General features: G+C 34.9%; 12 protein-coding genes. 3 read left to right on the plus strand and 9 right to left on the minus strand.

Annotated elements, in window-relative coordinates:
- Positions 1-33: 33 nt before the first annotated feature.
- The 4 genes from gldA to BC781_RS00550 all read right to left on the minus strand — a co-directional run bounded on the left by gldA (position 34) and on the right by BC781_RS00550 (position 7,444).
- Positions 34-945 (minus strand): gliding motility-associated ABC transporter ATP-binding subunit GldA, encoded by a 912-nt coding sequence (gldA, locus tag BC781_RS00535; protein ID WP_109615299.1) that lies wholly within the window; start codon positions 943-945, stop codon positions 34-36.
- 90 nt (positions 946-1,035) lie between these two features.
- Positions 1,036-2,043, minus strand: coding sequence for a 3-oxoacyl-ACP synthase III family protein (locus tag BC781_RS00540; protein WP_109615300.1), 1,008 nt, complete (start codon positions 2,041-2,043; stop codon positions 1,036-1,038).
- A gap of 271 nt (positions 2,044-2,314) precedes the next feature.
- Positions 2,315-6,040, minus strand: a complete 3,726-nt coding sequence (locus tag BC781_RS00545) for a sensor histidine kinase (RefSeq protein ID WP_109615301.1) — start codon at positions 6,038-6,040, stop codon at positions 2,315-2,317.
- Between the two features lie 24 nt (positions 6,041-6,064).
- Positions 6,065-7,444: a M64 family metallopeptidase gene (locus BC781_RS00550; protein ID WP_109615302.1), complete on the minus strand. Its 1,380-nt coding sequence runs from the start codon at positions 7,442-7,444 to the stop codon at positions 6,065-6,067.
- Between the two features lie 385 nt (positions 7,445-7,829).
- Here BC781_RS00550 and BC781_RS00555 point away from each other — a divergent pair, with 385 nt between their 5' ends.
- Positions 7,830-9,944: a 7TM diverse intracellular signaling domain-containing protein gene (locus BC781_RS00555; RefSeq protein ID WP_109615303.1), complete on the plus strand. Its 2,115-nt coding sequence runs from the start codon at positions 7,830-7,832 to the stop codon at positions 9,942-9,944.
- A gap of 106 nt (positions 9,945-10,050) precedes the next feature.
- Positions 10,051-10,695 (plus strand): hypothetical protein, encoded by a 645-nt coding sequence (locus BC781_RS00560; protein ID WP_146201584.1) that lies wholly within the window; start codon positions 10,051-10,053, stop codon positions 10,693-10,695.
- 78 nt (positions 10,696-10,773) lie between these two features.
- Here BC781_RS00560 and BC781_RS00565 read toward each other — a convergent pair whose 3' ends face one another.
- The 5 genes from BC781_RS00565 to BC781_RS00585 form a co-directional block, all read right to left on the minus strand.
- On the minus strand, positions 10,774-13,107 hold the full coding sequence (locus BC781_RS00565; protein WP_211323655.1) for a M1 family metallopeptidase: 2,334 nt from the start codon (positions 13,105-13,107) through the stop codon (positions 10,774-10,776).
- A gap of 97 nt (positions 13,108-13,204) precedes the next feature.
- Positions 13,205-15,535 (minus strand): M1 family metallopeptidase, encoded by a 2,331-nt coding sequence (locus BC781_RS00570; protein WP_109615305.1) that lies wholly within the window; start codon positions 15,533-15,535, stop codon positions 13,205-13,207.
- 343 nt (positions 15,536-15,878) lie between these two features.
- Positions 15,879-17,675, minus strand: a complete 1,797-nt coding sequence (typA, locus tag BC781_RS00575) for a translational GTPase TypA (RefSeq protein WP_109615306.1) — start codon at positions 17,673-17,675, stop codon at positions 15,879-15,881.
- Between the two features lie 377 nt (positions 17,676-18,052).
- Entirely contained in the window at positions 18,053-18,541 is a 489-nt protein-coding gene (locus tag BC781_RS00580) for a Fur family transcriptional regulator (RefSeq protein WP_109615307.1), read from the minus strand.
- Positions 18,542-18,567: 26 nt separating this feature from the next.
- On the minus strand, positions 18,568-19,002 hold the full coding sequence (locus tag BC781_RS00585) for a DUF3299 domain-containing protein (RefSeq protein WP_109615308.1): 435 nt from the start codon (positions 19,000-19,002) through the stop codon (positions 18,568-18,570).
- A gap of 233 nt (positions 19,003-19,235) precedes the next feature.
- On the opposite strand from BC781_RS00585, the gene BC781_RS00590 reads away from it, so the two are divergent.
- Positions 19,236-19,715, plus strand: coding sequence for a low molecular weight protein-tyrosine-phosphatase (locus BC781_RS00590; RefSeq protein WP_109615309.1), 480 nt, complete (start codon positions 19,236-19,238; stop codon positions 19,713-19,715).
- The last annotated feature ends 145 nt before the right edge of the window (positions 19,716-19,860 follow it).

The following is a 19,860-nucleotide window of genomic DNA, read 5'->3' on the forward strand; positions in this document are numbered from 1 at the left end:
ACTTCATTCAGAACACAACCTTTTATTAGCCCATTATTTTGTGAGTTCGTGGAAAGCTTCTTCCAATGAAATTTTCTCTTTTCTCATTTCAAGAATAATAATCCCTTTCTCTACAGCCTTCTGGAAAATGGCTACACGCACATCTTCACCTTCTTGCTCAGCAAAATCCAAAATGTATTTGTGATCTTCTAGTTTATGGATTTCTTCCAATGATGGTAGTTCATGGAAATATTCTCCTGTAGGAGCTGTAGCAAACTCTAAATGGATTTGAGTATACTGCTTTCCTAAATATTGCAATTCATCAACTCCTTGATCAGCAACCATATTTCCCTTATTCAAGATGATTACGCGCTGACAGAGTGCTTGAACCTCTTGCATGATATGTGTAGAAAGCATTACTGTTTTCTCTTGACTTACCTCCTTAATTATATTGCGGACTTCAGTCAATTGATTAGGATCTAGACCTGTGGTTGGTTCATCTAAAATCAGTACTTCGGGGTCATGAATGAGTGTTTGAGCAAGACCTACACGCTGACGATAACCTTTAGAAAGTGTTCCAATTTTCTTATTCTGCTCACGTTCTAGACCTACTAAAGATACCATTTCAGATACTTTAGCCTTTCTATTTTTCACCTTATACATACTTGCCATATACCTGAGATATTCATGGACATACATATCAAGGTATAAAGGGTTATGTTCTGGAAGATAGCCAATTTTTTGTCTTACCTCTATCGGATTTTTCACAACATCCAATCCACAAACCTCAATTGAACCAGAAGTTGGAGGAATGAAACAGGTAGCTATTTTCATTGTCGTAGATTTACCAGCACCGTTTGGCCCTAGAAAACCCAAGATTTCACCTTTCTTTGCTTCAAATGAAATATCGTTTACAGCTATCTGCTCTCCGTATTTTTTAGTAAGATTTTTGACTCTAATTCCCATTACAATCCTTCAATTAGTGTATAAAGAAAATGGCAGAAGACCATTCAATCTTCTGCCAAATTTATAGTATTTTACTGAATTGTTCGATGTTTACCAACGAATCAATGCACTTGCCCAAGTAAATCCACTACCAAAAGCAGCTAAACACAATAGATCACCTTCTTTTACTCTGCCTTCTTTGTAAGCATTGTAAAGTGCCATTGGAATAGAAGCGGCAGTTGTATTACCATATTTAGTAATAGTATTTACTACTTTCTCATTCGGGAAGCCCATCTTTTTCTGGATGAACTGTGTGATACGCATGTTTGCTTGGTGAGGAACTAATAGGTCAATATCCTCTGGTGAAAGGTTATTTGTTTTCAATGCCTCCCAGATTACTTCTTGGAATCTTACTACAGCATTTTTGAATACAAACTGACCGTCCATTACAGGCCATGCCGAACCACCTGGTTCAAACATTTCAGCGTTATATTTTGGATCTTCACTTGCACTAGGATCAATTACAGCTAATTTCTCAGCAAACTCTCCTTCACTGTGCATATGTGTCGATAAAATTCCTTTTCCTTGTTCTTCTGTAGCAGTCAATACAGCCGCACCTGCTCCATCACCAAATAGAACCGTTACATGACGACCGTGATCAGAGAAATCCAAACCTGTAGAGTGAATCTCTGCTCCCACTACAAGAACATTTTTGTACATTCCTGTTTTGATATATTGGTCAGCAATTGAAAGACCATATACAAAACCAGAACATTGCGCTCTAACATCGATAGCAGCTACATTACGAAAACCTAGTTCTCTTTGCAACAAAACTCCCGAACCAGGAAAAACATAGTCAGGACTCAAAGTTGCATACACAATTAGATCTATATCTTCTGGAGTCATTCCTGCCATGTCCAAAGCCTCTTGTGAAGCTCTAGCCCCCATGATATAGTTTCTCTCTCCTTTTTCATTTATATCAGCATATCTTCTCTGCTTGATACCACTTCTTTCTTGAATCCACTCATCAGAGGTATTCACAAGCTTAGAGAGATCATCGTTAGTTACTACGTTTTCAGGTTCATATATACCTAAGCCAACGATCTTAGAACTTTTCATATCCTATCTATTCAAATATATCAAATGTAAAAAATCCACTAAATATAAGAGGATTATAAGACTATTTAAAGAATTATTAGACTCATCTAGAAGTTCCATTGCTAGAAAACAAGTATTTACTCATTGTTATTCGCGTAAATACTCATGTCATTAACATTGAAAACATTAATCAACAGTTATAGTAAACTACTGATAATAAAAAAAATAAACATTGGATAAAGTTTAAATCCTACACTTCTAAAAAAGTCTGAATTCTGTATTTGTTAAAAGATTATGAAACAATGAGATTTTCATTTAGTAAAGGAAGCTCCACAAAGAAACTTGTACCTACTCCAACCTCTGTTTCAAACCAAATATTACCATTCAGGTGCTCAATTCCACGTTTTGAAATAGCAAGACCAATACCCGAACCATACTCTTTTGTTGTAAAGTTGGGAACAAATATTTTTTGTTGATGCTCTTGCTCAATTCCTCTTCCATTATCTTTTACTTCTACCCTCACTTGATGCGCTTCTGTCACACGCATTTCAACATATATTTTTGGTCGTGTACCTTGTTCTACGGCTTGTATTCCATTGAGAATAATATTCGTGAAAATCCTACCAAGTAATTTCCCATCTCCAATCACCCAAATTTTTTCTTCTGGGATTTCAAAATGAATATCTGCTTCTTCTTTAGAACGATGAAGTGCCATTACTTGCTTAAGGACAACCGTAATATCAATTTTTTCTTCTTTGGGAATTGGCATTTGAGCAAAAGATGAGAATGAAGTAGCAATGTCACTCAAAGTATCTACCTGAGTAAGCAACATGTTATACATTCTATTTACTCTCGGATTTTCTTCCTTTTGAGTTCTTTGAAGTTGCTGTATAGCCAATCGCATTGGGGTCAACGGATTCTTAATCTCATGCGCTACTTGTCTTGCAATTTCACGCCAAGCACTTTCTTTTTGAGATCGAGCTAGAGCTACTTTACTTTGCTCAAGATTTACCAACATGCGGTTATATTCATTGATAAGCAAACCAAATTCATCATTCGTATGATAATCGATAGGCTCATTTTTCTCACTCAAAGAAATCTTTTTAATCTTCTGAGTAATCAGCTCTAGAGGTGACACCAAAGATCTAAACATTAAATATGAGAACGGAATCAATGATAAAAATATAAGTGTTAGGAGTTTACTAATTATCGCTAAAACACTTAAAACCGTCTGATTCAATCTGAATTCTGATCTAAAAAATGGCATACTTACAATCCCTATCACATTTCCTGTAGATGCAGATCGAATAGAAGCAAAAGCAGTATTGTAATTCAGGTTACCAATAGATTCAGATAAAAGTACTTTAGATTGTTTTAACTCTATTATTGAAGAATATGCTTTAGGATTTATGTAATCTGAAAGCATAAATGCATCCAACAGATAAGGGTGACTAGCCTCAATAAATCTTCCTTTAGTATCATATAAATAAATATCAGAGCCAAGAATCCCTGCTAGAAGTTGAAGTTCTGTTCTAAGTTCGGACTCTGTCACTTCCCTATCCACATAACCATCCATCTTATCAGCAATACTTCTACTAATATCTTTTGCCTTGTCTTTATAGACCGCTTTCATTTCTTCATTCATCCGATTGGATAGCACTGTAAGCACCACCCCTCCTATAATGATCATAGGGATGAAAAAAGCCAAATCTAAATAAAGCTGGATTTTTGTGATAAAATTTGTCGTATACTGTTCTCCCTTCGTACTGATATTAAAAGCTAATAGCTTTGAAATAAAAATCACGAGTGAGAATAAAAACAAGAATGAAAAACTAGATAGGAAGTCATCAAAAGAATATACTTGAGATGAAATGATTACCATGTTTCCATTTTGCTCTGGTAAACGATAATGAAGGTAACCATCAAGAGTTACACTCCTTCTCATCCAATCCGAATGCTCTTTAAAAGCAAAGTTCTTTATAAAATCTTTTGTATAAGTGAAATCTCCTTGGCTATAAACGAGGTTATCCGCTTGAAATACGGCATAAGAATATTCATGTCCTGAGTCGAAATATTTTTCTTCAACATTCATGGCTGCGAGTCCTGAATTGTTGTTTCTCCCGACCATATTTAGCTCCATCAATAAATATCCAATCCGATTGCCCGATTCATCATCAACTCTCACATTCATGACATATCTTCGTATCCCATTCGCTAAGTCATTTTTGTAATAGATATTATTAAAATGAGTTACGGCATCTGATTCTATCAAGGGTTTAAGCATCGAACGTAAACTCATATTGGAGTTTAATGGAACACCTTTTTCATCAAAGAAATAATAAAGCACATCATACTGATTAAAGTATTGACGCAGTTTACGGTATCTAGAATTTGATTCTAGCTCGTTACGAACCTTTTCAATGTTCCTAAAATTCTTCTTAATGATCTTGTTTGCCTCTATCTCCTCTTTCAATCCGATAAGGTAATTCATCTCATACGGATTTCTATTCACTAGCGAATAAGCAAAACTTTCCTTCTTCTGAATATTTTCTTTGTCTACATACCAATAATTTGCATTTGCGCCAATTAAGGCACACACCATCGCACACAAACAGATATAGACCAAAGATTTTAAGTGATCTCTGTAAATGTTTTGAGGGAAGTTGAATAATACAGAAGCTAGAACATAAACAGCATTTGCACTGAATAGGATTAAGGTTAATTCCCCATCTCTCCAATGGAAAGTAAAGAACATAAAACTCACAATCAGTATAACAGAGCTAATCAAATAAAAGCCATTTAAAAGCTTATTGAGTAGCTTACTGACTGTATGCGTAATGAAGAAATAAATTCTGGCAAAGATCGCAAAGAGCAACATCAATTGCAGTGTTACATAATCAAAGCTTATCCCATGAAGCAGGTCAAGACTTGAATCTGACAACTGAAATGATATTTTCAGAATTTGAGTAAATGCGTAGGTAAATAGGAATGTAGATAAAACTAGTCCCCCTGATACAATGATTTTAGAAATATAAGAGAGCTGTAGTACACCTCTGATATTTATAAAGTAATTGAAGTTTCTGAATAAAAAGTAAAAATATACAGAACAACAGATGACACTAATGATCAACTCTTGTAATGAACTATAAAATACCTGCCCCCAGAACAAAGAATAGATTGAATCTATTTTCCCACTTCCTAACCTGAAACTAATCCATAGGAAAGCAAACCTCATCAATACTGTAAAGAAAGTAAGAAGGAAAAAAGTAAGAAGTGTTTTACGTTGTTCTAATAACACATTCATGTGTATGGATACACTCACTGTACCATAACAGAATGCAATAATCATAAAAAAGTATACCAGCCATACATTTTCATAATACACATCATAAGAGTCACCTTTTTCAAGAGAAAACATATACTTATGATGAGCATTATAAATTGGTAAACCAGCAGACTGATCTATTGTAAGTGAAATATTTCTAGACTCTGGAAATATATCCGAGTTTAAATATTCTTCAATAAATGATACATCTACCTTGGGGTCAATCTCTAAAGGAATTACAGCTACAAACTGGAAGTCATTGTTGAATAAGGTAAGTGCCGATTTTTTTACAAAATAAATAACCTTCTGATACGAGATACACTTTTCTGTATAATAGCCTTTAATTGCACTATATGGCAATGAATAAGGGTTTACATTATTATTCCAAAAGACTAAATTTTGATTTTTATATATATAAAGCGCAGAATTATTGTCTCTTAAAAGGTCATTAAATCGAATTACTTCATCTTTCTTAATCTGTTCCTTTAAGTGGTTCAGATCATATTCTACCTTAGATGAAGCCTGTTTAAGATTGTCTTCAACTCTATCTGCATAATTTCTTAAGTCAGATGAGTAAAAGAAGAAAAACTGTAAACTTATTGAAATAATGAACGCGACAATAGAAATCAAAAATGAGTGATTTCTCTTTTTGATTCTGTCTTTTATATAAAATGGATAGAAAAGCATCCTCATAGAAGGAACATCTAAATGAAAAAATTATTTTTCACTGTAATAATCTAGTATTTTATTTAAGTGATGCACACAAACTTTACAAAAACCCACATCGTTTTGTGTATGCATGATACAATCTACTTGAGGCCTATATATTTTTTCAGAAAGGTAGCCGCCTCCTTCAAAGGCTCCTACTTTGTCATAATATAAACTTGATTGTAAAAGTAATTGCTTCTTCTCCCCTTTTTCATCCATATAATCAAGTATTTCAAGAGTTGAAAGCACAGATGGCATTGGTGGATAATTCTCTTCAAAAGTATCGAACTCAGCCTTTTTCCATGGTGTCGGAATCGGCGTATCTTCGTCCACTAAAGCAGCCCATTTCAAAGTATCAGAGAGTAATGCTGTTAGATTTGGTTCCCATGGTTCTACTTTAGGTGGCTCAATTTCATACGCAACAGAAGAAGTGTAATACTCATCTCCCAATCCTGCCAAGCTATGTCCAAGTTCATGAACAAACACATAATCTGAAAGCTTATTATCTGAGGTTACCGTTGCCCAAAGATTATATAATCCTGCTCCACCATATTTTTTTTCATTGGCGACAATAATCAAAGCATCATACGGAACATGTGCTATTGCCTCTCGAATCTTTTTGTTGGAATATGTCAGAACATAACGATCTGAACCAAGACTATTGAAATGAAGATCGAAAGCTGAATTTACTTGTTCTTTTGCTCTAGGATTTGAAATACCAGATTCTACACTCTGAATTCCTAAAGCTCGAATATTAATATCTTCTTTTCGAGATTTGAAAGGCTCCTCCTTAAATAAGGCTGAAGACATTCTATTTGCATCTTCAAAAAACTTATACAAATCTTCTTCCTGATAACCTTCCGATAAAATTAGAATATCAAGCTTTTTATCTGCATTACCCGAAATATGGATATCCTTTAAAAGCCCCTTTTCATAAACATTTTCTCTATTCACCCTCCAATGTTTCGGATCAAGGTCAAATGAAGTGAGTGTTTCAAAATTATTCAGTGAATCTCGTTTCTGAATTAAAACCTTTACAGATTCCTTTGGTTCAGGAAATCGAAACGACTCATGAAATGCACGTTGCATAAGGCTAGCTTCTGCTGTGGTTTGCCACTCTCCAAAAATACCATTTATCCCTTGAGAGAAGATAAGGCTAGAATCTTTCTTATGAATCAATTGAATTCTATAAGTTCCTAGATTAAGATCGTTTGTAAGATTAGTTCTCGTTCCTGCCCATTCTTTTTCAATACGGAATTCATCTAAAGCCACCCACTCCGTGTTACGATCTCCTCCGTGCATCACATCCATTCTACAGGTTTGTCCCGTAAAAAGATCGTTGAAAGGTAAAATTATTTGCAGTAAGAACGTTAAAATACTTAAATACATAAGCGTATATTTTTCTCCCTTATACAATTCTCAAATTGTAAGCCATATTCTAAGCTAAAGTGTAAAGTAAGGGATTTATGTTTATCGATATCTAGCAAAAATACAATACTTACCTCTAATATTCTAGCTTATTAACTATTGGCACATCTCATTTTACTATTTATGCTATTTTGATTTTATGTAACATTGTTAATTCATTATAAATGAAAACAATACACAAAGGCCTACATCAAACATGTTACACTCAAAACCAATAATAATTTAATATTAAAAACTATATAACTAAATAAAGTTTATTTAATATTTAAAGTGTAAATTCATGAATATTTTCATCTACTATTGCATAATTAGGACATTCTAATAGAGATTTTTTATACCTCAAATTATGAAATTATTTTTGCTAAAAACTTTTACTATACTACAGATAATCTTCTTTAGTGGACTTTCAACATTTGCACAATCATCACAATACATTCAGTCTAAGGAAGGGAATAATGTTATAGATTTATATTGGAAAGATAGCCAAAAGCCCTTAGGGAAAGATTACAAGCTAAGCTCTGGCTCAACTTATGAGATTAGCTCACAATTAATAAATACAACAGAAAATGAAGAATGGGTTTTACTTTTAGAGTCTCCTAACAAGAAGCTATACAACCCCTCTTATTTAGAGGCAGTTGTAAGAGACTCAAGCAATCAAGTCACTTATTCTACTGGTTACTCAGGTTATTATAGATCACATAAAGATAGAGATATTGCATTATTGGATAAGGGAGTCATAATTAAACTACCTCAAAATGTTATTTCAAATCTTACGATTAGTATCAAGAATGAAAATGGTGCATCTCTTACCCCAAGGTTCACAATTTCACCAAAAGATAAATGGCTCAATGAGTTTAAAGAATATGAGTCTTCGAGAAATATATTTCATGGTTTAGTTCAAGGTCTACTTCTATTTGTAGCACTTTATAACTTTATCTTGGCACTCTTTACAAGAGATAAAACATATCTTTATTACGCGCTTACAGCATTTTTTGCCTCTATATACTTCCTTTATAGATCACATTTACTACACGATTATTTAATTACATCAAACCCTACACTCATTAGGTTTGTATGGCCTACATCAGTACTTGCTCCATTAGCTCACATAATGTTTATCAGATATTTTGTGGAAATGGAAAAAAGAATGCCTCTGTGGGATAAAGTACTTAAAGTTGTATCGGCTATTGGATTAGCTACTTTTATCATTGAAGAAGCGATCATGCTTTTCTTAAAAGATGAAGAGTTAGTTAACCTAATTAATACGAATGCTTTTATAGGGCTTATTTTAGTAGCAATCGTAACGATTTTCTATATACTATTCAGTAAGAATACGCTCGCTTATTTCCTTTCATTCTCGACTTCTTGGTTACTATTTGGATCCTTGATTGCCGCAACTACTCATAATTATGATATGATTATTTATGGCTTCGTGATTGAAATGTTTATTCTTTCACTTGGTTTAGGTTATAGACAACAACAGATTCAATTAGAAAGAAGATTGGCTCAGGAAGAACTCATTAACCAACTTCAGAAAAATGAAGAATTACAAGAGAAGGTAAATAAAGAATTAGCAGACAAAGTACTTGAACGTACAATGGATATTGAGCAACAGAAAGAGGAAATTCTAGCTCAGTCTAAACACTTGGAAGAAGCGAACCTTGAGATTGCACAGCAGCATAGTCTACTGAAACAAGCTAATGTTAAAATTACCGACAGTATAAATTATGCGAAGCGTATTCAATCGGCAATGCTTCCTACTCAAAAGCAGATTCAGAAAATTTTCAATGAAAATGTGCTTTTCTTTAGACCTAAAGATATCGTAAGTGGAGACTTTTATTGGACGCTTGAACAAGACAACAAGAAGTTTGTCGCTGTAGTAGACTGTACAGGGCATGGTGTTCCTGGTGCTTTAATGTCTGTAATCGGATATAACTTACTGAGTCGTATTGTAAAAGATAGAAAGATCACCGATCCTTCAGAAATTTTATACAAAATGGATGAAGGAATTAGAGATGCCCTAAAACAAGAGCAAACCGATGTCAAAGATGGTATGGATATGGCAATCTGTGTGATTGATGAGGATCATAACGAACTACATTTCTGTGGGGCTAGAAATGGTCTTCTTTACTTTAAAAACAATGAAATCCACGAACTTAAAGGAATTAGAAGATCAATCGGTGGATACCTTGGTTATAATGTTCACCATTTTGAGACCTCTACCGTTTCTCTTGAGAAAGATATGACATTCTATATGTTCTCAGATGGTTATCAAGATCAGTTTGGTGGGGATGAGAAGTTCAAATTCACGATGAAACGATTTAAAAAGCTTCTTCACGAAAACTATCAGGCTCCAATGGACAATCAGCAATTCATCCTAAAAAATACACTAGAAGATTGGATGGATAAAGGAAATGAAGATCAGATTGATGATATTTTGGTCTTAGGTTTTAGACTTTAGTCCTTAGATATAGGTTAAAATAACAAGGTGTAAAATCACAAGAAACAGTAGTTCATTAACTAACTTCTCTTGAGATTTACACCTTTTTTTAGATATCTACATTATTATGAAGAAATACATTTGGTATGCGAGCTACGGTTCAAATATGTCTGTGGATAGGTTTAATTGCTATATAAAAGGAGGAATTCCACAGGGAACGAACCGATATTTTGAAGGCTGTAGAGATAAATCTTTCCCCATTGCGCAATCAAGTCTCATCATAAATAGAGAGTTGTTTTTTGCTAAAGAATCTAATACATGGAATAAAGGAGGTGTTTGTTTTCTTTCCAATCAGTTGAGTGATGAGCAAACAACCAAATGTTTTATGTATCTAATTACCGAAGAGCAATTTATAGATGTTGTAAATCAAGAGAATGAAAACCTCATCCTTCAAGATTTCGATTTTGAAGCTTGTATGAATACTGGAAGTACAATCATAGAAAATAACCTTTGGTATGACAAAATACTTCTTCTAGGGTATCAAGATGAGAAACCAATTTTCACATTTACAAATCAGAACAGTTTAACATCGGAGATAAATAAACCTTCGTTGTCCTACTTAAACGTTATTATACACGGATTAGTCACATCTCTAAAAATGGCTCCAAAAGACATTGTTGACTATTTACAACCTAAAAAAGGGATTACAGGAATGATCTCTGAAAGTGAAATAATGGATATGGCTATCACTTTTGAGAATAGTAGCCTATAACAGACTTAATGTTTAGTCATAAAAAAATCCCTTAAACTTAAACGTCTAAGGGATTTTTCATTTTAGGGTTTGAGTATATTATTTACTCTCTTTTTTTTTAGCCTTTTGCATTGGATTTCCTCCTCCGCTTTGACCTCTACCCATTTTATTTTCTTTAAATACTTCAAACTTGCTCTTTTGCTCTTTACGAGGGAAAACATTGTTTTCAGTATCTGCATCTGCTGTTTCCAAGTATGGATCAAGTGAGAATTCAGCTACTGCTTTTGTAGTAGAGAATACTTTCGTTACCACTTCATCACCCATTTTCCAGATTTCCGCTGGAATTCGTCTAACTTCTGAAGAACCATCTTCGTAATTAAACTGAATAATCAAAGGCATTACAAGACCTCCAACATTTTTGAAAGATACTTCATAGAAATACTTCTTAGAGTAAAGAATCTCTTTTTCATCTTTACCTAAACCTTTTTTATATGATTCATAAGAAGCTTTAGCATCAGCTGTCACATCTAATTCGTCATAAGTATTGTAGAAATCTTCAAGATAAGGACGCTTTTTCACACGCGTCACCAAACCAGACTTCTTATTATTCATGTCTGTAATATTTGGAATTGCATCTCTTTTCTCTTTCTTTTTCGCCAATTCTTTCTCAGGATTCTTTGTGTCAACCTCAACCATTTTTACATTCTCAATTGAGATATCTACATAATCAGTAGTATAGAACCAACCTCTCCAGAACCAATCCAAATCTACACCAGAAGCATCTTCCATTGTACGGAAGAAATCAGCTGGCTTAGGGTGTTTGAATGCCCAACGCGTAGCATATTCTTTGAATGCATAATCAAAAAGTTCTCGACCCATTACTGTTTCTCTCAAAACTGTAAGTGCCATCGCAGGTTTCACGTAAGCATTCATTCCAAACTGAGGAATAGACTCAGAGTTTGTCATGATAGGCATCGTTCTACCATTCTCTCCTTTCATATAAGAGATCAACCAAGGCTTGTACATAGATGTATATGAAGGAAAACCTTCTTCCCATTCTTTCAAAGTAACATCTTCCATAAATGAGTTTAGACCTTCATCCATCCATGTCCACTGACGCTCATCTGAGTTTATAATCATTGGGAAGTAGTTGTGACCTACTTCATGAACAATAACTGAGATCATTCCTACTTTAGTACGCTCAGAGTATGTTCCATCTTTTTCTGTACGACCGTAGTTGAAACAAATCATAGGATATTCCATACCATTGTCAGCTTCAACAGAAATCGCTACTGGGTATGGATAAGGAATTGTGTATTTTGAGTAAGTGTTCAATGTATGAGCAATTACTTCAGTCGAGTATTTACTATAAAGAGCGTATGCCTCTTTTGGGTAATAAGACATAGCCATTACAGTTTTACCCATATTTTTCACACCCATTGCATCCCAGATATACTTACGAGAAGAACCAAAAGCAAAGTCTCTAACATTTGTAGCTTTGTATACCCACGTTTTAGTACCTTGAGCCTTTTCTTTTTCATTCTCTTCTGCTTCTTCTTTCGTCACAATCATTACTGGACGCTTAGCAGTTTTTGCTTTTTGGAATCGCTTCAACTGAGTTGGTGTCAGAACAGCTGATGGATTTTGCAACTCACCTGTAGAAGCTACAATATGATCTGATGGTACAGTGATACTTACATTATAGTTACCAAAAGTAAGAGCAAACTCACCACTTCCTAAGAATTGTTTGTGTTGCCACCCGTTCACATCATCATAAACAGCCATACGAGGGAACCACTGTGTGATCGTATACAAGTCATTTCCATCTTCAGGGAAATGCTCATAACCTCCACGACCATCCATCAATTTTCTATCATTGATATTGTAATACCAATCAATTGAGAAAGAAACTCTTTTACCAGACTTCAAAGCATATGGCAAATCGATTCTCATCATTGTTTTACTGATGGTATATGGTAATTTCTTCCCTTTCGCATCATTTACAGAAAGGATTTTATGTCCACCATCATAGTCAGGAAAACCTTCAAGTTTCTTGAATGCATTCACTGACATTTTTTCTCTCATTTTAGTCTGATTGATCTTGTGCGAGTCAGAATCCTTTGCTCTCACATTCTGATCCAACTGAACCCACAAATAAGTTAGTTCATCAGGTGAATTGTTATAATATGTAATTGTTTCAGAACCGCTCAAACGACGAAGAGTTTCATCAACTTCAGCTTTAATTACATAATCAGCACGTTGTTGCCAATAGGCATGACCTGGGGCTCCAGCACCTGTGCGGTACTCATTAGGAGTAGGTAGTTTTTCGTCTAGCTGCTTAAACTTAGAATTGTTGTAGTTTTCTTGCGCCAATGCAAAAAATGGCATCGAGAAAACCAAAGCCATCAAGGCTCCAAATCGAGACAATCGCATTAGTATAATATTTATAGTTGTTGTGTCAATATAAAAGAAAGCTCTCCTACGCAGAATTGTGCAGGAGAGTACTTTCAAAATCTATAAGAAACGTTTCTTATTGACCGTTTGCTTTTGCCTTTTGAGCTTTTTGCATTGGGTTAGGTCTACTGCCATATTTTTGACGTTTGTAAACCTCGAAACGACTCATTTCTTCTTTACGTGGGAAGTTGTTGTTGTATGTATCCGTATCCGCAGTTTCCAAGAATGGATCCAATACAAAGTCATTTACTTCTTTTGAAGTAACGAATACTTTAGTAACTACTTCATCACCCATTTTCCAGATTTCAGCAGGAATTCTTCTTACTTCAGAAGTACCATCTGTGTAGTTGAATTGGATAATTAATGGCATCACCAATCCACCAACATTTTTAAATGACATTTCATAGTAGAATTTACCCGATGAAATTAATGCTGATTCCTCATCACCAATTGAAGAAGTATATCTTTCGAAGTTACCTTTAGCTTCTGCCGTAACCTCATACTCTTCATAAGTATTGTAGAAGTCATTCAAGTAAGGACGTCTTTCTACACGAGTTTGAAGTTTTTCTTCCTTGTTATGCTGGTCTGTGATATTTGGTACAGCATCTCTCTGAGCAATCAATTTTGGATATTCTACTTCAGGATTTTTAGTATCAATATCTACTTGTTTTACACCTTCAATAGAAATATCTACGTGGTCAGTAGTATAGAACCAACCTCTCCAGAACCAATCCAAATCTACACCAGAAGCATCTTCCATTGTACGGAAGAAGTCAGCTGGTTGAGGGTGTTTGAATGCCCAACGTCTTGCATATTCTTTAAATGCATAGTCAAACAACTCTCTACCCATTACAGTCTCTCTCAAGATGTTCAATGCTGTAGCAGGCTTTCCATAAGCATTGTTACCAAACTGCTTAATTGACTCTGAGTTAGTCATAATTGGAACAATGTTCGATTTGTCTCCTTTCATGTAAGGAACAATCTTAGCTGCTGGTCCACGACGGTGAGGATAGTTAGGCTCCCACTCTTGCTCTGCCAAGAATTGAACAAATGTATTCAAACCTTCATCCATCCAAGTCCACTGACGCTCATCTGAGTTGATGATCATTGGGAAGAAGTTATGACCTACTTCATGGATAATTACACCAAGCATCCCGTATTTGATACGCTCTGAGTAAGTTCCATCTTTTTCAGTACGTCCGTAGTTGAAACAGATCATTGGATACTCCATACCGTTTGAAGCCTCAACAGAGATTGCAACTGGGTACGGATAAGGAATTGTATATTTTGAATATACTTCAAGTGTGTGAGCTACTGCTTCAGTAGAATATTTTGCATAAAGACCGTAAGCTTCTTTTGGAAAGTAAGACATTGCCATTACTTTCTTACCTTCGATGTCTACACCCATTGCGTCCCAAATGTATTTACGAGAAGAACCCCAAGCGAAGTCTCTCACATTCTTAGCATGGTAAACCCAAGTTTTCTTACCATTTTTTTTATTTTGCTCTTTTTCGATTGCTTCCTCTTTAGTTACAATCTGAACAGGCTTATCAGCTGTTTTTGACTGATTCCAACGCTTCAATTGAGTTGAAGACAATACTGAAGAAGGATTTTGTAATTCACCAGTAGAAGCTACAATATGATCTGAAGGAACTGTAATGCTTACTTTATAATCCCCGAATGGAAGTGCAAATTCACCTCTACCCAAGAATTGTTTGTGTTGCCATCCGTTCACATCATCATAAACAGCCATACGAGGGAACCACTGAGTTAAAGTGAAAAGGTGATTTCCATCCTCTTCAAAATACTCAAATCCACCACGACCGCCCATAAGCAATCTATCGTTGATGTTGTTTGTCCACTCAATTTGAAGTGAAGTACGTTTTTTAGAAGCCAAAGGTCTAGACAATTCCACACGCATCATCGTTTTATTGATCGTGTATTTCAAAGCCTTACCACTTGCATCTTTTACGGAAAGAATTTTGTGTCCACCATCATACTCTGGATAGCCCTCAATTCTTGCAATTTGAGCTGGACTCATTTTCTCTTTCATTGTTGATTGAGAAATTTTGTAAGTATCTGAGTCTTTAGCTCTCATGTTTTGATCCAACTGTACCCAAAGGTAAGTCAATTGGTCTGGTGAGTTGTTTGTGTAAGTGATGGTTTCTTTACCTTTGATACTCTGTGTATCCTCATCTAGCTCAACATTAATCACATAATCAGCTTTTTGTTGCCAATATTGGTGACCAGGAGCTCCAGAACCCGTACGGTAAGTATTAGGTGTTGGTAACTTTTCGTCGAGTTGTTTAAACTTGGAGTTGTTGTAATTTTCTTGAGCATAAGAATTCACCTGAAATCCAATCAAGCAAACCGCCATTGCCAAGCGATAAAAAGTTTTAAATCTCATATGTAATTAATTGTTGAAGTGTAATAGCATTAGCATGGAGGAACAGGAGTTGTTTATCAACTGATGAATTGGTTTATAGATAATCCAACCTCCAACTAGTTGTTATTAATTTGACAAGTCTCTAATTTACCTTTATTTGTGAATATATTGAAATTTTTCAATAAAAAATAAGAACTCAAAAAGGGTGGTATTTGTTTAGTTTCGGCAACAATACATAAACAAAAATAATATTCTGCATTTAGGTTTGTTTACATACTTTTACAAATTAGCATATTCATAAAAAAAGAGGTTATCACTTATAAAATAAGTAATAACCTCTTTATTATTTTTTGAAAGATTAGAATTAAGCTTTTTCAGCTTTCTTTCTTTCGTTCTCATTCAAAATGATTTTACGCATACGAATTGTATTTGGAGTTACCTCTACGTATTCATCTTTCTGAATATATTCCATACACTCTTCTAGAGAGAATTGTTTCTTAGGAGCAATTTTCACTGCTGCATCTGAAGACTGCGTACGCATGTTCGTAAGTTTCTTACCTTTCTGTACGTTTACAGTGATATCAGACATACGGTTATGCTCACCAATTACCTGACCTGCATATAAATCTTCTCCTGGATCAACGAAGAATACACCACGATCTTGTAATTTATCCAAAGAGTAAGGAGTAGCTGGTCCTTGCTCACCTGAGATGATTGAACCATTCACACGGCCTTGGATATCACCTTTGTAAGGAGCGTATTCCAAGAAACGGTGTGTCATAATTGCCTCACCTTGAGTAGCAGTCAACATATTGTTTCTCAAACCGATCAAACCTCTTGAAGGAATCTCGAATTCAAGATGTTGCATATCTCCTTTTGGCTCCATAATCTTCAACTCACCTTTTTTCTGAGTTGCCAATTCGATTACTTTACCTGCTGAGTTTTCTGGTACGTCAACTACAAGAAGCTCGACTGGCTCACATCTTTGTCCGTCAATTTCTTTGAAGATTACTTGAGGTTGTCCTACCTGAAGCTCATAACCTTCACGACGCATTGTTTCGATCAATACAGCCAAGTGAAGGATACCACGACCAAATACCAAGAATTTATCTTCTGTATCAGTCGATTGAACTCTCATTGCAAGGTTTTTCTCCAACTCATTGTAAAGACGGTCTCTCAAGTGACGAGAAGTAACGAATTTACCTTCTTTACCAAAGAATGGTGAGTTGTTAATTGTGAAAAGCATACTCATTGTAGGCTCATCAATTGCAATACGCTCTAGCGGATCTGGATTATCGAAAGATGTGATTGTATCACCAATTTCGAAATCTTCAACACCTGTAATCGCACAAATATCTCCACAACGAGCCTCTTCTACTTTACGCTTACCAAGACCTTCGAATGTGTGCACTTCTTTGATTCTAGCTCTTTTTACTGAACCATCGCTTTTCACGATACCAAGACTAGCACCTTCTTTGATCACACCTCTAGCTACACGACCAATTGCGATACGACCTGTAAACTTAGAGTAATCCAAAGACGTGATTTGCATTTGAGGATCACCTTCGATAAATGGTGTTGGAGGAACGATCTTCAAGATATCATCCAACAATGGACGGATACTGTCAGTTGGGTTCTTCCAGTCATGCCCCATCCAACCTTGCTTAGAAGAACCATAAAGTGTTGGGAATTCCAACTGCTCTTCATCTGCATCAAGGTTAAACATCAAGTCGAAGATTTCGTCATGTACTTCATCAGGACGACAGTTTGGTTTGTCCACTTTGTTGATCACAACAATTGGCTTCAAACCAAGACTCAAGGCTTTACCCAAAACGAAACGAGTTTGAGGCATACAACCTTCAAAAGCATCCACCAAAAGGATTACACCGTCGGCCATTTTCAATACACGCTCTACTTCACCACCGAAATCGGCGTGACCTGGAGTATCAATGATGTTAATTTTAACATCGTTATAAGTTACTGAGACGTTTTTAGAAAGAATAGTAATTCCTCTTTCTCTTTCCAAGTCATTATTATCCAAGATAAGTTCTCCTGTTTCTTGGTTGGCTCTGAAAAGTTCAGCCTCGTGTAAAATCTTGTCTACCAGGGTAGTTTTACCGTGGTCAACGTGAGCAATAATTGCAATATTCCTTATTTCCATTGTCATGTTTTTCAAACAAACCGCGCAAAGATATCAAAATAAAAACAAAAAGTGGTATCAATAGATTTGTTAGTAGCTATATTATTCAAAGTTCTATTTTACACTTATTCAAGGCATTCCAATTTTAGAGCTAAAAAATATCATTACTTTAACCAAAGAGTATTAATATTATCTAAGCTGAAATCAATGTTTAGCCACGTTTAAAAACATACATTAAAAAATAGATTATTTTAATGTTAGGCATGAACTAAATAGGCATAAAGAAATATATAAAAGGAAGTTTACGCTTTCGTTAAAATTATTTAAAATAAAAAAAGAGCTCTTTCAATTTAGGTTGAAAGAGCTCTTTTCTAATATTTATATCCCTAAACTGAGTACTATTCAGCAGGCTTAACTTCTTTTTTTTGTTTGCCTTCACACTCTTCATTATTACATTTCCCATAAAAATGTAAAGAGTGATCTTCGATTGTAAAGTCATAAAACTCCTCTACCATCTGCTTAATTTTCTCAACTCTTGGATCACAGAATTCGAGAATTTTGTTGCATTCACGGCAAATTAGATGATCATGTTGTTTAAAACCGTAAGATTTTTCATACAAGGCCAAATTTTTACCGAACTGATGTTTTGTAATAAGCCCACATTCCAAAAGTAAATCTAAGGTATTATAAACCGTAGCCCTACTCACTCTGTAGTTCTTATTTTTCATATTGATGTAAAGTGATTCTACATCAAAATGACCACCTCTGTTATAGATTTCCTCCATAATTGCAAAACGCTCAGGAGTCTTTCTAAGACTGTGTTCTTCAAGATACTTAATGAAGATTTGTTTTATTTCTTCAAACCTATTTTCAGCTTCTGTAGACATATATCTGTTCGATTCAATATTCAGTATTAGGGTAAAATAACAGCATCCTCGATTTGATAAATCAAACCCTCACTGCTTCGGTTAATCTTGAAAGTCCCTTTGAAGGTCACTTTCTCAAGATCATACTTTTCTTTTTTCTGCGGAAAAACGGCCACAACAGATTCTATACCTGCACCACCACAAAAAAAACATGAACTCATAGGATACAATGAAAGTATCAACGAGCCATCTTCAGTATTTAGCGGAAGTAAAAAGCCATTCAATTCAACTTCTTCTCCAGCTAAAGCTTTTACATCTTTTGTAAAGATAGGTACTTCCAAGTCACTTTTATAAGTAGAACTATAGACATATTCCCAATCTAATTTCAAAAGCTTTTTCCACAATTCTTCATTGTTATCCACTTTTGCTATTCCATCAATTTGGAATAATAAAAGAAGAAAGATAAGGCTCTTTTTTAACATACTCCCTATATAATACAGTTTGTGTACCTCTAAATTAGAGGATTGTACAAATTTAAAAAAAAATTATAGGATTATCACCTCTTGGCATTCACTAGAAGTCCTTCTTATGACTTTTTTAAATCATATTAAATAGTATTCTATTTTGTTTTTTTTCCTCAATCCATTTAAAAGTTCTCTTGTATCCTGTATTTTTGTGCTATACTTTTTTATTAACAATAGACTAAATTTGTCAGATGGTAAAAGTCTTATTTGTGTGTCTTGGCAACATCTGCCGATCACCACTTGCAGAGGGAATTTTTAAAAGAATGATTTCTAGAGCGGGCTTGGAAGAAAAAATTGAAGTAGCCTCTGCTGGAACCGCAAACTACCATGTGGGAGAACTCCCTGACCCGAATATGAGAAGAACAGCCTCAGCACATGGCCTGGAGCTTACATCAATAGGACAACAATTGGCTGAAGGTCACTTTAGCGAATATGATTACATCATCCCAATGGATAAAAGTAATCTAAGAAATGTCTTGGATGCTCAACCTAAAGGTACTAAACCTGAAATCTTGTTGCTTCGCAATTTTGACAACAAAAAATCGGGTGCAGATGTATTTGATCCTTACGGTATGAACGATGATGGTTTTGAAAAATGTTACAAAATCATTGAAGAAAGCTGTCAGAACCTAATGGCCTACCTCATTGTAGAACATAAGTTGAAAGGTTAATTCCTTTTTTATAGAAAAGAAGAAAGTCATTCCTACTTATTGGAATGACTTTTTTTATTTTCAAATTTGGATTAATATGTTAGACTAAACTTCCTACTCAAACTAACATATTTTGAAATTCACTTTTTCACTGAATCACTTTTTA

The sequence above is a fragment of the Sediminitomix flava genome, from assembly GCF_003149185.1.
In the GTDB taxonomy this organism is placed as follows: Bacteria; Bacteroidota; Bacteroidia; order Cytophagales; family Flammeovirgaceae; genus Sediminitomix; species Sediminitomix flava.

Bases quoted from the DNA above. Each gene is read 5' to 3' on its own strand.
- gldA (WP_109615299.1), bottom strand. From the start codon at position 945: ATGGGAATTAGAGTCAAAAATCTTACTAAAAAATACGGAGAGCAGATA.
- BC781_RS00540 (WP_109615300.1), bottom strand. From the start codon at position 2,043: ATGAAAAGTTCTAAGATCGTTGGCTTAGGTATATATGAACCTGAAAAC.
- BC781_RS00545 (WP_109615301.1), bottom strand. From the start codon at position 6,040: ATGAGGATGCTTTTCTATCCATTTTATATAAAAGACAGAATCAAAAAG.
- BC781_RS00550 (WP_109615302.1), bottom strand. From the start codon at position 7,444: ATGTATTTAAGTATTTTAACGTTCTTACTGCAAATAATTTTACCTTTC.
- BC781_RS00555 (WP_109615303.1), top strand. From the start codon at position 7,830: ATGAAATTATTTTTGCTAAAAACTTTTACTATACTACAGATAATCTTC.
- BC781_RS00560 (WP_146201584.1), top strand. From the start codon at position 10,051: ATGAAGAAATACATTTGGTATGCGAGCTACGGTTCAAATATGTCTGTG.
- BC781_RS00565 (WP_211323655.1), bottom strand. From the start codon at position 13,107: ATGCGATTGTCTCGATTTGGAGCCTTGATGGCTTTGGTTTTCTCGATG.
- BC781_RS00570 (WP_109615305.1), bottom strand. From the start codon at position 15,535: ATGAGATTTAAAACTTTTTATCGCTTGGCAATGGCGGTTTGCTTGATT.
- typA (WP_109615306.1), bottom strand. From the start codon at position 17,675: ATGGAAATAAGGAATATTGCAATTATTGCTCACGTTGACCACGGTAAA.
- BC781_RS00580 (WP_109615307.1), bottom strand. From the start codon at position 18,541: ATGTCTACAGAAGCTGAAAATAGGTTTGAAGAAATAAAACAAATCTTC.
- BC781_RS00585 (WP_109615308.1), bottom strand. From the start codon at position 19,002: ATGTTAAAAAAGAGCCTTATCTTTCTTCTTTTATTATTCCAAATTGAT.
- BC781_RS00590 (WP_109615309.1), top strand. From the start codon at position 19,236: ATGGTAAAAGTCTTATTTGTGTGTCTTGGCAACATCTGCCGATCACCA.